This is a genomic window from Aeromonas sp. TECH754, assembly GCF_056279295.1.
In genome coordinates, this window is record NZ_JBWBRA010000001.1 from 1,080,685 (window position 1) to 1,094,655 (window position 13,971).

Sequence of the window (13,971 nt, forward strand, 5' to 3'; positions counted from 1 at the left end):
CGATAACGATAACAAGAGAATGAGGATCCAGACATGGGCCATGTGAAGCAAGATGCGATGCCGGTGATCCGCGAGTTGGCACAGTTCGATCGGCGCTCCGGCAATCTGCTGGAACGGCTGGTGTTCAACCACCGCCCGCTGTTCATGCTGTTGATGACGTTGGCGACCCTGGTGCTTGGCTACATGGCGACGACTCGCCTGGTGCTGGCACCCAGCTTCGAGAAGATGATCCCCCAGAGCCAGCCCTACATCAAAAACTTCCTGGAGAATCGCAGCTCCCTGCGCGGCCTCGGCAACTCAGTGCGGGTGGTGGTGGAGAACACCCAGGGAGACATCTTCGACCCCGACTACCTCGGCGTGCTCAAGCAGGTCAATGACGAGCTGTTTCTCACCGAAGGGGTCGACCGGGCCTGGATGAAATCCCTCTGGAGCCCGGCGGTGCGCTGGACCGAGGTGACCGAGGAGGGCTTCCAGGGTGGCCCCGTGATGCCGGATGCCTATCAGGGGTCTGCCTCTGACATCGAACAGTTGCGCCAGAACATCAACCGCGCCGGCATCGTCGGCAGCCTGGTGGCGAGCGACTTCAAGTCCACCATGTTGATCGTGCCTCTGCTGGACAAGGCATCGGCCACCGGCAAGCCCCTCAATTATCACGAGTTCTCCCAGCGTATCGAGCAGTTGCGCGGCAAGATCGAGTTTTCCGGCCAGCCCCACAAGGCGGGGGAGGAGGGCACGGGCAAGTACAAGATCCGGGTCATCGGCTTTGCCAAGCTGGTGGGGGATCTCATCGATGGCCTCATTCAGGTGATCATGTTCTTCGCCCTGGCGGTGGCAACCTCGCTCGCCATCATCTTCCTCTACACCCGCTGCGTGCGCAGCACCTTGCTGGTGGTGGGATGCTCCCTCATCGCCGTGGTGTGGCAGCTTGGGCTCGTCGCCTGGCTCGGCTACGCCATCGATCCCTACTCTGTGCTGGTACCCTTCCTCATCTTCGCCATCGGGGTCTCCCACGCGGCCCAGAAGATGAACGGCATCATGCAGGACATCGCCCGCGGCACCCATCGCCAGATAGCGGCTCGCTACACCTTCCGCCGGCTGTTTTTGGCCGGGGTCACGGCACTGCTCGCCGATGCGGTGGGTTTCGCTGTGTTGATGCTGATCGACATCCCGGTCATCCAGGATCTTGCCATCACCGCCAGCATCGGCGTGGCCGTGCTGATCTTCACCTCCCTGCTGTTGATGCCGGTGGCCCTCTCCTATGTGGGGGTCGGTCGCAAGGCGGCCGAGCGGGCCCTGCGGATGGAGAACAACGCCGCCGTCCACAAGGGCTTTGGCAGGCTCTGGGATCTGCTGGATCGCTGCACCGAGCGCAAGTGGGCCACCGTTGTCGTGGTGCTGGGCCTGGCCATGGGGATAGGCGGCTATCTGGTGAGTCTGAACCTCAAGGTCGGCGATCTGGACAGCGGGGCGCCTGAGCTGCGCGCCGATTCCCGCTACAACAAGGACAACGGTTACATCACCAGCCACTATGCGCTCTCGAGCGACCTGTTTGCGGTGATGATCAAGACTGCGCCGGAAGGCTGCCTCGACTACAAGACCCTGATCCTGGCGGATCGCCTGGGTTGGGAGTTGCAGCAGCACCCCGGGGTGCAGGCCACCACCTCGCTGGTCAATGCGGTGCGCCAGATCACTGCCGGCACCTATGAGGGCAACCCCAAGCTTGCCGGCATCCAGCGCAACCAGAACGTGCTGAACTACGCAGCCCAGCAGGCCTCGGTCAACAGCCCGGAGCTGTTCAACACCGACTGCTCGCTGATGCCGGTGATCGCCTACTTGAAAGATCACAAGGCCGAGACCCTGAGCGGCGTGGTCGCCATCGCCGAGCAGTTTGCCCGTGACAACAGCACGGCGGATCGCCAGTTCCTGCTCGCCGCAGGCTCGGCCGGCATCGAGGCCGCCACCAATCTGGTGGTGCACGAGGCCAACCGCACCATGTTGCTCTACGTCTATCTGGCGGTGACCGTCTTCTGCCTCATCACCTTCCGCAGCTGGCGGGCGACCGTGGTGGCCCTGGTGCCCCTGATGCTCACCTCGGTGCTGTGCGAGGCGCTGATGGTATTCATGGGGATCGGCGTCAAGGTGGCGACCCTGCCGGTGATCGCGCTCGGGGTCGGCATAGGCGTGGACTACGCGCTCTATCTGCTGAGCGTGCAACTGCACCATCAGCGCCAGGGTCTCTCGTTGGTGGAGTCCTACCGCAACGCAGTGGCCTTCACCGGCCGGGTAGTGGGGCTGGTGGGGATCACCCTGGCCGCCGGTGTGGTGGGTTGGGCCTGGTCGCCAATCAAGTTCCAGGCGGATATGGGGATACTGCTCACCTTCATGTTCCTGTGGAACATGTTGGGAGCGTTGATCGGGGTGCCTGCGCTCTCCTACTTCCTGCTGCGAGACATCGGGCAAGCCCCGGCAGAGGCAAAGACTGCGGTCGAGGTACCGCATACACATGAGGAGCACGGCACACCTCAGGGGAGGATGGCGGCGGAGCCGCTGCCGGCCGATGCCCGCCAGGGGTATTGACTCTCCCTGACGAAGGGGGAGATCGGGAGGGGGTTGTTCCCCTGAAAAAGAGGAGGGAGGCACCATGCCTCCCTCCTCTTTTTGCTATTGCCAGCCCCGAGTCGTCGCCAAAGAAGATGGCAGGAGCGCCACCTTTCTCTCCTCTTCATAAGGGAGCCGAACCGCGGCTCTCTTGCACAGGGAAGGTTGAGAGGAGGCGAATACGCCTCACTTATGCGAGAGGAGGGCAAAGGCATCTCCCCTGTGAAAGGAAGATAGGGAGGGGTTAACAAGCAAAAGAAGAGGGAGGCATCAGCCTCCCTTCTTATGCCCGTCTGGCAAATTAGCCGTAGGCCAGGCTGGTGCGCACGCTCTGGGGTACCTTGGGCACTATCTTGTGGCGGGTGCGCCAGGTGGCCGGCGGCATGCCGAACTGGGCGTTGAACCAGCGGGTGAAGGAGCTTGGCATGGAGTAGCCCAGCATGTCTGCTATGTGACCGAGGGAGTAGCCGGAGTTTTGCAGGTAGCGCATCACCAGGTCCCGGCGCACCTCGTTGATGAGTTCGCTGAAGGTGGCGCCGCTCTCTTCCAGATGGCGCTGCAGGGTGCGTACGTTCATCCCCAGGGTGCGGGCGATCTGCTCTATGGTGGCGCGTCCCATGGGCAGTAGCAGGTAGATGGCCTTGCGCACATCGGTCAGCAGGGATTGCTGGGTCTCCACCAGCAGGGTGTCGAGATACTGGCGCGCGTGGCGAGCCATGGCCTGGTTGGCCAGGGGGTTGGGGATATCCAGATCGGCGGATTGGCAGACGATGCCATTGAACTCGCTGCCAAATTCCAGCTTGCAGCCGAACAGGCGCTTGTGGATGGAGAGATCCGCCGGCGCCGCATGGGTGAAGTTGACACTGATGGGATGCCAGTTGGCGCCGACTCCGACCTGAGATGCGCAGAAGCGGAACATGACGCCGACCGCGAGCTCGGTGGCCTGGCGCGATGGCATGGGGGCGTCGGTGATGATCTCCTCGCGGATGATGACCGCCTTGCCCGCCTCCTCGATGTAGATGGCCAGCGCATTATTGAACAGGTGGATGTATTGCACCATCACCTGCAGGGCCTCGCGCAGATTGGGCTGATAGCTGAGCAACAGGCTCACCTCGCCAAAATCTGACAATTGGCGATGCTCCGCCATGCGCAGTCCCAGGCTCTGGCAGTCGCCGGTGCGGGCCGAGAGCTCGAGCAGATTGACGATGGTGGCGACGGGGATGCGTTGGTTGGGGACATCCAGAATGGAGGCGCTGAGTCCGGCTTGGGACAACAGGTTGGGGGTGTTCAGGCCCAGTTGACGGGCGACGTCGAGATAATTGGTGAGGGTGGCGGCTCTGGCAAGGAGGGTCATAATGCGGTTCCCATGGCGACAGCTCATCTGCTGGTTGTTAACCGTTTTTTATCATTTTGCTTACATCATGGAAAGGCTTATTAATAGGTCTATTAGTCGTAGAGCGTCAGGGTTTCATGCGATCATCCCGCTCCTCAGGCCTCTTTCACGGATCTGTTCGCCGCTTCCTCTTTGTCATCATAGGGTTGCATTTTTGTCACTGGATGGCCGCGACCTTGTCACAAGGCAACTGCGTCTCTGTCACAAAAAGACAAGTCCATGGCACCCAAGGTAAAGCAGCCGGGCGCCGCGCATCTTACTGTGATGACCATATCGCCCGGTCGTCGCCGGGTTACCTGGAGAGGGTCGTGAGATGAAACCAATGCAGCCCAAGGCCACAGTGCTGATCGTGCCTGGTTTGCGCGATCATGTGGCGGATCACTGGCAGACGCTGCTCGCCGCCGAGCTGGACAGGGTGGTCACAGTGCCGCCTTTAACCTCGGACAAGCTCAACTGCCAGGCCAGGGTCGAGGCCATCGAGCAGGCACTTGCCACCATCGAGGGGCCGGTGATCCTGGTGGCTCACAGCGCCGGCGTGCTGATGACGGTGCACTGGGCCGCACAGACGAAGCGCCAGATCCAGGGTGCCCTGCTGGTGACGCCACCGGATCTGGCGGCCAGCTGGCCAGCCCAGTACCCGAGCGCGGAGGCCATGCAGGCCGGCGGCTGGCACCCGCTGCCACGCACCCGGTTGCCGTTCCCGAGCCTGGTGGTGATGAGCCACAACGATCCCCTGGCCAGCTGCGAGGCGGTGCAGGCCATGGCCTTTGACTGGGGGAGCGAGCTGGTGGACGCGGGGGCCGTGGGTCACCTCAACCCGGCCAGTGGCTTCGGTCCCTGGCCTCAGGCACGAGCGCTGCTGGCCCGCCTCGAGTGCTGATTATCTATTTCTTCAAGGGGACGGAGTTTCCCCTGCAGTCCACACCTCTGTGAGCATGAATCGAAAGGAGTCCATATGGTGAAGACCCGGATCATACCGCCAGCGCAGGGAGCCCATGCTTATCCGCTGCTGATCAAGAGCCTGCTGTTGTCGGGGAGCCGTTACTATCCCGATCAGGAGATCGTCTATGCCGACAGGTTGCGCTATGACTATCGCACCCTCAACCAGCGCATCCATCGGCTGGCCAACCTGCTGACGGCGGCGGGAGTGGGCCCCGGCGACACGGTGGCGTTGCTCGACTGGGACAGCCACCGCTCCCTCGAATGTTTCTTCGCGGTGCCCATGATCGGCGCCGTGCTGCACACGGTGAACGTGCGTTTCTCCCCCGAGCAGGTCGCCTACACCATGAACCACGCCGAGGATCATCTGGTGCTGGTGCACGACGACTTCCTGCCCGTGCTGGAGTCCATCCAGCATCAGCTGCCCACGGTGCGCGGTTACATTCAGCTGACCGACGAGCACGCGGCCGCCACCAGCCTGCCGGTGCTGGGAGAGTATGAGACGCTGCTGGCCGATGCACAGAGCCAGTTCGATTTCCCCGACTTCGATGAGAACTCGGTGGCGACCCTGTTCTACACCACGGGCACCACGGGGGATCCCAAGGGGGTCTACTTCAGCCACCGCCAGCTGGTGCTGCACACCCTGAATGAATTGGGCACCCTGGCGGCTCACGCCGGCCAGTCGCTGCTGCAATCAAACGATGTCTACATGCCCATCACCCCCATGTTCCACGTGCACGCCTGGGGCGTCCCCTATGTGGCAACCATGCTGGGGGTGAAGCAGGTCTATCCGGGGCGTTATGAGCCCAACAAACTGGTGCGGCTGTATCGGGACGAGGGGGTGACCTTCTCCCACTGCGTGCCGACCATCTTGCAGATGATCCTCGACTGCGACGAGGCGAAGCAGAGCTCCTTTGACGGCTGGAAGATGCTGCTCGGGGGCAGTGCGCTGCCGCTTGGGCTCGCGTCCCAGGCCCAGCGCAAGGGCATTCTGGTACACGCCGGCTACGGCATGTCTGAAACCTGCCCGCTGCTGTGCGTGGTGCACCTCGGCGAGGCCGAGCTGGCGCTGCCCATGGATGAGCAACTGCCCTTGCGGATCCGCACCGGCAAACCCATCGGGCTGGTGGACTTGCGCATCATCGATGAGCAGGGCCGCGAGGTGGCGCACGATGGGGAGACCATGGGCGAGATAGTGGTGCGCGCCCCCTGGCTGGCTCAGGGCTATCTGAAGGAGCCGGACAAGGGGGCCGAGCTCTGGCTGGGTGGCTGGCTGCACACCGGGGACATGGCCTCCATCACCCCGGGTGGCACGGTCGAAATCAAGGATCGCATCAAGGATGTGATCAAGACCGGTGGCGAGTGGATCAGCTCCCTGGCGCTGGAGAACCTCATCAGTGCCCATGCCTCGGTCCACGCGGTGGCCGTGGTGGGGGTGCCGGATGAGCAGTGGGGAGAGCGCCCGCTGGCGCTGGTGGTCGGCAAGGAGGGGGAGTGTCTGGATCCCCAGGTCATCAAGGCGCATCTGCAGGAATATGTGGAGAGTGGTCGCATCAATCGCTGGGCCATCCCGCGCCAGATCCGCATCGTCCTGGAGATCCCCAAGACCAGCGTCGGCAAGGTGAACAAGAAGCTGATTCGTGAGCGGGAGCAAGATGCGCCGAGCGGGAATTGAGCGCGCCATCATAAAATCGCACCGCGGCCCCTCAGGTATCCTTATTGTCTGAGGGGCCGCGTTGCTTGGCCCTACTCGCTTGACTACGCTAGTTGAGTTATCACACAAGAGGCGTGCGTCATGAATAAAACCCAGACTCATCTCGTGGATGAAGAGGTGGATTTTCCAGCTAATGAACAACTTGTCTCCACCACGGATCTGCAGGGAGTCATCACCTATGCCAATGATCACTTCTGTCGGGTAGCGGGCTACAGCCGGGCCGAGATGATAGGCCAGCACCACAACATGGTGCGCCACTCCGATATGCCCAAGGCGGCTTTTGCCGATCTCTGGGGCAAGCTGAAACAGGGCAAGGCCTGGCGCGGCATGGTGAAGAACCGCTGCAAGGATGGCCGCTACTACTGGGTGGATGCCTATGTCACTCCCATTTTCGAGCAGGGCCGGATCAACGGCTACCAGTCGGTGCGCAACCGCGCCGAGCCGGAGCTGAAAGCCATCGCGACCCGCACCTACGCCAGGCTGAAGGCGATCGAGCGGGGAGAGCGCAAGGCCGGTTTCTCCCTCGGTCAAATGCGCCATGGACTGGCCATCGCCGGGTTGGTAGTGATGCTGGCGGCGGGGGCCTATTGGATGGGGGGATGGGAACCCCTGTTGATGCTGCTGCCGCTGTTGTGGCTCGCCCTTATCTATCGGCACGAGATCATCACCACTCCCCGCTATCTGGGGCAGTTGAGCCGCGAGTATGACAGCCTGACCCGGCTCATCTACTCGGGGAATGAGCCCAGCGCCATCGCCGATTTTCACATCAAGCTGCTGCAGGCCAGGATCCGGACCGTGCTCGGGCGGGTGGATGACGCGACGCTCTCCCTGCAGGAGCTGGCGGTGCACCTCAAGACGGCGTCCAGCGAGGCGAGTGCCGACATCGCCGAGCAGGATATCCAGACCCAACAGGTGGCGACCGCCATCACCGAGATGGCGGCGACGGCCCACGAGATAGCCCGCAACATCCAGGAGACGGACAACCAGATATCCCAGGCCAAGGTGCATTGCCAGCACACCAACAAGCAGCTGGAAGACACCCAGCACAGGGTGACCGAGCTGGCCACTCAGGCCGAGCAGGCCTTCAGTGCGGCGGTAGCGCTGGCGGAGGAGTCCGATCGCATCGGGGTATTGATGAGCGAGATCCAGGGCATCGCGGATCAGACCAATCTGCTGGCCCTCAATGCGGCCATCGAGGCGGCACGGGCCGGTGAGCAGGGACGCGGCTTCGCGGTGGTGGCCGACGAGGTGCGCACCCTCTCCACGCGCACCCACAAGGCGACGGAGCAGATCCAGGGCAGCATTGGCCAGATCCAGCGCACCCTGAACGGCTGGAAGGGGATGATGCAGCAGAACCTGGATCAGACCCAGTCATGCGTGACTCTGACCCGGCAGGGCTCAGCTAGCCTGCACCAGGTGCTGGCGGAGATAGAACAGGTGGTCGACCTGTCGACCCAGATCTCGGCGGCGGCGGAGCAGCAGCAGGCGGTGGTGGAAGACATCAGCCAGAACGTCAACGCCATCTCCCAGCACTCCCACACCAACAGCAACAAGATGCAGGACATGGATGCATCGAGCGATATTCTGCTCACCAAGGCGCGCCAGCTCAAATCTCTGGGGCAGACCTTCGGCTGAGCCCCGAGCTTGCGAGTCAGCCGTCAGCATGCAGCGAGGCCACCCCGGGGTGGCCTCGCTGCTTCTTTGCGGTTGCTGACTTGGCACTCATCGACGGTTCAATGCAAGAGAGGGAATACCGCTCTCGCAGAGCGCGGCGAGGAGGTCAACCGGATTGCCCCACCAGGGCGGTGACGCTGCCGCTCTTGTCGCAATACATGGCCCTGTCCGCCTCGATGAGCCACTGTTCCGCACTCCAGCCGCGCTGATAGTGGCTGACACCTATGCTGATCCCGATGTGCATGAGCTGGCCATCCACCTCGAACGGCGCCGCCATGGCCAGCCGGATCACCTCGGTCACATCCTCGGCCTGCCGGACACCGCAATCGGGCAGCAGCATGATGAACTCGTCCCCCGCCAGCCGGGCAAAGAAACAGCGGTGATCGATGGCATCGTCGATCCTCCGGGCCAGTTGACAGAGGATGGCATCCCCCTGGCTGTGGCCGAAGTTGTCATTGATGCGCTTGAAGTCATCGAGATCGCAAAACAGCAGGCAGCCGGGGTTGGCCCCCCGCACCTGCTTGTCCAACTGCTCCATCAGACTCAGGCGGTTGGGCAGGCCGGTGAGGGGATCATGGCGGGCCAGTTGCAGGATCTCTTCTTCCCGCTGCTTGCGCAGGGCCACCTCCCGATTGAGCCGCTTGTTGCTGACGAACAAATAGATGGCGAGCAGCAGGATGAGGGTACCGACCCCCAGGCTCAGCAAGAACCAGGGACGCCAGAATGCCCACTGCTCCGAGGGGGCCTGATAGAGGAAGTCCGTCAGCGGCACGGGCCGCGGGATGAGGCCTATCTCTGTCAGCTGCTGCATGATGTGGGCGAAGCGATCCGGATTCATATACCCGATCTCCACATAGAGCGGCTGGATCATCTCCTTGCTCATTTGCAGCTCGTATTCCATGTGGGCCTGACTGCGCTGGACGCCATACTCCTGGCGCAACAGGGCGATGGCCTCGGCCGGGTGGGAGAGGGCGTAGCGCCACCCCTTCAGGCTGGCACTGCGAAAACGCTCCACCCGATCCGGGCTGGCCTGCTCCTCGGCCTGGGTGGTGAAGAGAATGTCGCTGTAAAAATCGATGCCGTAGTTGCGGGGATTGATGATGGAGATAGGGATGCCGCGTTCTTCCAGATAGAAGGGCTCATTGCTCAGATAGGCGTTGAAGATATCGATCTTGCCCGCGATCAGGTCGTCGACATTGACCGAGGTGGGAACGGGGGTGAGCTCGCGCTCGTGCAGCCCCTGATAGTAGAGGGTGGCGAGCAGCTCGGCGTCCTGGTGGCCGGGAAACATCATGATCCGTTTGCCACGCATGTCCGCAACGGTGAGAATGCCGCTGTCGCGCCGGGCCAGGAAGATGGACGGTGAATGCTGATAGACGCTGGCGAGAGCCAGCAGGGGCTCTCCGCTGGCGTAGCTGGTCAGCACCTCGGTGTTGCCGACCCCGAAATCGGCGCGCCCGGCCAGCACCTCCTGCACCGGGCTTATCCCCTTGCCGCCGGGTCTTATCTCGACATCCAGCCCGGCGTCGGCATAGTATCCCTTGGCCTTGGCCATGTGGTAGCCCACAAACTGGGGCTGATGCAGCCAACGCAGCTGCAACACCACCCGTTCCGGCTCATGGGAGCGGTCGCTTGCCAGGAGGGGGAAAGCATAACTGGCGCCAAGCAATAGCAGCCAAAACAAGCATATCTTCATCCGTGCGATTCTTGTGCTGAGGGTCCATGGGATATGGCCTGAAGGCCCATTCACATTTTATTAATAAATGACATTCTAAAGGGTTCTAGATGTACCGGATACTGTCACAGCATAAAGATTTCATGGTGATCAACAAGGGGCCTGGCCTTGGTATGCACGATGAAGCGGGTGCACCCGGCCTGGTCAATAGAGTACGTGCCGAGACGGGGTTGGAGCTCTATCCGGTGCACCGGCTCGACAAGATGACCTCGGGGCTGCTGTTGCTGGCCCGCACGCCTGAGGCCAACCGGGCGCTGAGCATGGCGTTTGCCGAGCGGCGGGTGAGCAAACAGTACCTGGCACTGTCGGATCGCAAGCCCAAGAAGAAGCAGGGCTGGGTCAAGGGAGACATGCAAAAGGGGCGTGGCGGCAGCTGGATGCTGGCGCGAACCCAGGACAACCCCGCCATCAGCTGGTTTGACTCCGGCCCGGTGCGCGAGGGTTTGCGGCTCTATCGCATCAAGCCTCAGACCGGCAAGACCCACCAGATCAGGGTCGCGATGAAGAGCATCGGCGCCCCCATTCTCGGGGACGAGCGCTACGGCGGCACGGCGGCGGAGCGCGGCTACCTGCACGCCTGGCGGCTGGGTTTCAGCCTGGCGGATGAGGCGTTCGACTTCGTCTGTTCCCCGGACGAAGGGTCGTTGTTCCTCCTGCCCGAGTTGCACCAAGCGATCGCCGGACTGGAGGAATGATCCCGGTAGATGGAGTGCCGCCCAAGGGCTGGATCCTGGCGGATTTTGACGACACCCTGGCGCCGGATGACAGCCACGCCGGTCTGCTGCGGTTCATCTTGCGCCGTCGCCTCTGGCCCTTGCTGTTGCTGCCGGTCATCGCGCTGGGGGGCGCCATCTATCTGCTGCCAAACCGGCGCCGGCAGGGCATCTCCCTCATCTGGTGGGCCATCACCCTCGGCCTCTCGCCCCTCGGTTGGCGCACGCTGGTGCGCGCCTATTGCCGCATCCGGCCCGGCCTCTATCGGGAGGCGCGAACCCTGCTGCTGGAGCAAGGGAGCCGCTGCTGGGTGATCTCCGCGAGTCCCCGCGCCCTGGTGCGCGCGCAGCTCCATCGGCAACTGCCAGGCAGGCTGCCCCACCGCATTCTGGGTTCGCGCATGCACTACCGCTTTGGCGGCCTGCTGCCACGCTTCTACTGCCACGGCCAATACAAGCTGCTGCCGCAGATACGCGCCCTCGCACCTGCGCTGAGCCTGAGCGACAGCCCGCACGATCTGCCGCTGTTGGCGCTGGGTGAGCAGGCCTGGCTCATCAACCCGACCCCGGCGCGGCTGCAAAAAATACAGGCTCGTTTGCCGCATATTCGGCCCAAGTACTGGTCCCTGTAAGGCAAAGCTGACAGCCCCGGGAGTCGTAAAGAGGCTAGCCACAAGGCCGCGATCCCAGTGTTACAATCTATTTACATCTTTGCGGGTGCCAGCCCGCAAGACTATCTGACGCCTGCCTCTTCTCTTCTGCTTTCCTCATGTCTCTAATGAAACAAGTTGTTAACAATCTCGATTGGCGAGCACCAGGCCTTGGCCCGCTCCGTCAATCCGGCGTTACCCCGTTTCGTTCACAGGCCAGTCGCAAGGAGCACATCATGACCCCCTCTTCTTCCTCTTCCCGCACCATCAATCCCCTTGGTTCCGATGGTTTCGAGTTCGTCGAATACACGGCGCCGACGGCCGCCGGCATTGCTGCCCTCAAGGCGCTGTTCGTCTCCCTGGGGTTTGCCGAGGTGGCGCAGCACAAGCACAAGCAGTGCTGGCTTTATCGTCAGGGGGACATCAACTTCGTGGTCAACGCCGAGCCCCACTCCCAGGCGGAGCAGTTCGCCGGCGCGCACGGGCCGAGCGTGTGCGGCATGGCGTTTCGGGTATCGGATGCGGGCCGTGCCCAGCAACATGCCATCGCCAAGGGGGCCAAGCCGTTCGTCGGCAAGATAGGGCCCATGGAGCTCAACATCCCCGCCATCTACGGGATCGGCGAGAGCACCCTCTCCTTTGTGGACCGCTACGGTGACAAGGGCTCCATCTATGACGTGGACTTCGTCTTTTACCCCGGCTGGCAGGCGCGCATGGCCGAGGTAGACGCCGGGCTTTACGAGATTGACCACCTGACCCACAACGTGCAGCGCGGCAACATGGACCTCTGGTCCCAGTTCTACGAGCGGATCGGCAATTTCCGGGAAATTCGCTACTTCGACATCGAGGGCAAGCTGACCGGCCTGCACTCCCGCGCCATGACCGCCCCCTGCGGCAAAATTCGCATCCCCATCAACGAGTCCTCCGATGACAAGTCCCAGATCGAGGAGTACCTGCGTCAATACAAGGGGGAGGGGATCCAGCACATCGCCCTCGCTTCCAGCGACATCTACCAGACCATCCGCACCCTGCGTGGCCGGGGCACCGGCTTCATGCCGACGCCGGATACTTATTACGAGGGAGTGAATCGCCGGGTGGAGGGCCATCAGGAGGATCTGGCGGCGCTCAAGGAGCTGCGCATCCTGATCGACGGCTCGCCCACCAAGGACGGCATCCTGCTGCAGATCTTCACCGACACCGTCATCGGCCCCGTGTTCTTTGAGATCATCCAGCGCAAGGGCAACGAAGGGTTCGGGGAAGGCAACTTCCAGGCACTGTTCGAATCCATCGAACTGGACCAAATTCGCCGTGGCGTACTGGCTGGAGAGGGGCATGGCGAGAAAAATGGAGAACTGAACGATGCGTAACTGGATAAGTTTCCCCCACCGGGAGGGGACCCACTCCCGTCAGGCCCATGCCGACCTGCCCGAGCAGGCCATCTACGAGCGCGAGATCGGGCGTGCCGGCTTCTTCGGCCCCGCCACGCACATGCATCACAAACACCCGCCCACCGACTGGGTGGGCTGGGAGGGGCCGCTGCGGCCCAGGGCCTTCGATCTCAACGGCTTGCAGGAGGAGATAAGCTCTCTCTCCCCCTGGGTGATGCCGGACATACTGCACAATGCCCATTGTCGCTACCGGGTCTGGCGCTTGAGTGAGCCCATGCCGTTTCTGGTGCGCAACGCCGATGGCGATGAACTGCTGTTCATCCACGAGGGGAGCGGCGATTTTTATTGTGACTACGGCCATCTCACGCTGAAAGATGGGGACTATGTGGTGATCCCCCGTGGCACCATGTGGCGCATCGCGCCTACAGCACCGCTGTTTATCCTGATGATAGAGGCGACGGACGACAGCTATCAGCTGCCGGACAAGGGGCTGGTGGGCAATCATGCCATCTTCGATCCGGCGGCGCTGGACGTGCCCGCCATCGACCCGGCCTTTTTGGCCCAGCAGGATGAGCAGCCCTGGTCGTTGCAGATCAAGCGCCACAACCAGGTGTCGGTCGTCACCTGGCCGTTCAACCCGCTCGATGCTCAGGGCTGGCACGGGGATCTGTGCGTGGTGCGCCTCAACTGGCGCGACATTCGCCCGTTGATGAGCCATCGCTACCACCTGCCACCCTCGGCTCATTCCACCTTCGTGGCGAGCCGCTTCGTGGTCTGCACTTTCGTGCCGCGCCCCATCGAGAGTGATCCCGGTGCCCTGCGGGTGCCCTTCTACCACAGCAACGACGACTTCGACGAGGTGCTCTTCTACCACGCCGGAGACTTCTTCAGCCGGGACAACATCGAGCGGGGTATGGTCACCTTCCACCCCGCCGGTTTCACCCACGGTCCCCATCCCAAGGCGTTTGCGGCCGGTCGCGCCCATGCCAAGACCTTCACCGACGAGGTGGCGGTGATGCTCGATACCCGCGATGCCCTGAGTGTGGGCAGTCTGTGCGAGGGGGTGGAGAACCCCCGCTACGTCAACAGCTGGCTGCGTCCCGCCCCCTCTACTGCGCCAAGCGGCAAATAAGGATCCTCTATGAAACTGGCAACCTTGAACAATGG

General features: G+C 62.5%; 10 protein-coding genes. 8 read left to right on the plus strand and 2 right to left on the minus strand.

Annotated features, from left to right (window positions below; all coding sequences use genetic code 11):
* Positions 1–33 precede the first annotated feature (33 nt).
* On the plus strand, positions 34–2,577 hold the full coding sequence (locus ACZ9IL_RS04670; RefSeq protein WP_476002454.1) for an efflux RND transporter permease subunit: 2,544 nt from the start codon (positions 34–36) through the stop codon (positions 2,575–2,577).
* A 322-nt stretch (positions 2,578–2,899) separates the two neighbouring features.
* Here ACZ9IL_RS04670 and ACZ9IL_RS04675 read toward each other — a convergent pair whose 3' ends face one another.
* Positions 2,900–3,952, minus strand: coding sequence for an AraC family transcriptional regulator (locus ACZ9IL_RS04675; RefSeq protein ID WP_476002455.1), 1,053 nt, complete (start codon positions 3,950–3,952; stop codon positions 2,900–2,902).
* Positions 3,953–4,304: 352 nt separating this feature from the next.
* On the opposite strand from ACZ9IL_RS04675, the gene ACZ9IL_RS04680 reads away from it, so the two are divergent.
* The 3 genes from ACZ9IL_RS04680 to ACZ9IL_RS04690 all read left to right on the plus strand — a co-directional run bounded on the left by ACZ9IL_RS04680 (position 4,305) and on the right by ACZ9IL_RS04690 (position 8,279).
* Positions 4,305–4,871 carry an RBBP9/YdeN family alpha/beta hydrolase gene (locus ACZ9IL_RS04680; protein ID WP_476002456.1) on the plus strand — a complete coding sequence of 189 codons (567 nt, stop codon included), beginning with the start codon at positions 4,305–4,307 and terminating at the stop codon, positions 4,869–4,871.
* Between the two features lie 75 nt (positions 4,872–4,946).
* Positions 4,947–6,605: a fatty acid--CoA ligase gene (locus ACZ9IL_RS04685; protein ID WP_476002457.1), complete on the plus strand. Its 1,659-nt coding sequence runs from the start codon at positions 4,947–4,949 to the stop codon at positions 6,603–6,605.
* Between the two features lie 120 nt (positions 6,606–6,725).
* Positions 6,726–8,279, plus strand: coding sequence for a methyl-accepting chemotaxis protein (locus ACZ9IL_RS04690; RefSeq protein WP_476002458.1), 1,554 nt, complete (start codon positions 6,726–6,728; stop codon positions 8,277–8,279).
* Between the two features lie 145 nt (positions 8,280–8,424).
* Here the strand turns inward: ACZ9IL_RS04690 and ACZ9IL_RS04695 are convergent, their stop codons facing one another.
* Positions 8,425–10,014 (minus strand): ABC transporter substrate-binding protein, encoded by a 1,590-nt coding sequence (locus ACZ9IL_RS04695; protein ID WP_476002459.1) that lies wholly within the window; start codon positions 10,012–10,014, stop codon positions 8,425–8,427.
* 89 nt (positions 10,015–10,103) lie between these two features.
* On the opposite strand from ACZ9IL_RS04695, the gene ACZ9IL_RS04700 reads away from it, so the two are divergent.
* From ACZ9IL_RS04700 to ACZ9IL_RS04715, 4 genes are all read left to right on the plus strand, one after another.
* Positions 10,104–10,748, plus strand: coding sequence for a TIGR01621 family pseudouridine synthase (locus ACZ9IL_RS04700; protein ID WP_476002460.1), 645 nt, complete (start codon positions 10,104–10,106; stop codon positions 10,746–10,748).
* Positions 10,745–11,398 (plus strand): HAD family hydrolase, encoded by a 654-nt coding sequence (locus tag ACZ9IL_RS04705; RefSeq protein ID WP_476002461.1) that lies wholly within the window; start codon positions 10,745–10,747, stop codon positions 11,396–11,398. The genes ACZ9IL_RS04700 and ACZ9IL_RS04705 overlap by 4 nt, the downstream gene beginning before the upstream one ends.
* Before the next feature lie 254 nt (positions 11,399–11,652).
* On the plus strand, positions 11,653–12,783 hold the full coding sequence (gene hppD, locus ACZ9IL_RS04710; protein WP_476002462.1) for a 4-hydroxyphenylpyruvate dioxygenase: 1,131 nt from the start codon (positions 11,653–11,655) through the stop codon (positions 12,781–12,783).
* On the plus strand, positions 12,776–13,936 hold the full coding sequence (locus ACZ9IL_RS04715; RefSeq protein WP_476002463.1) for a homogentisate 1,2-dioxygenase: 1,161 nt from the start codon (positions 12,776–12,778) through the stop codon (positions 13,934–13,936). Before hppD ends, ACZ9IL_RS04715 begins: the two co-directional genes overlap by 8 nt.
* The last annotated feature ends 35 nt before the right edge of the window (positions 13,937–13,971 follow it).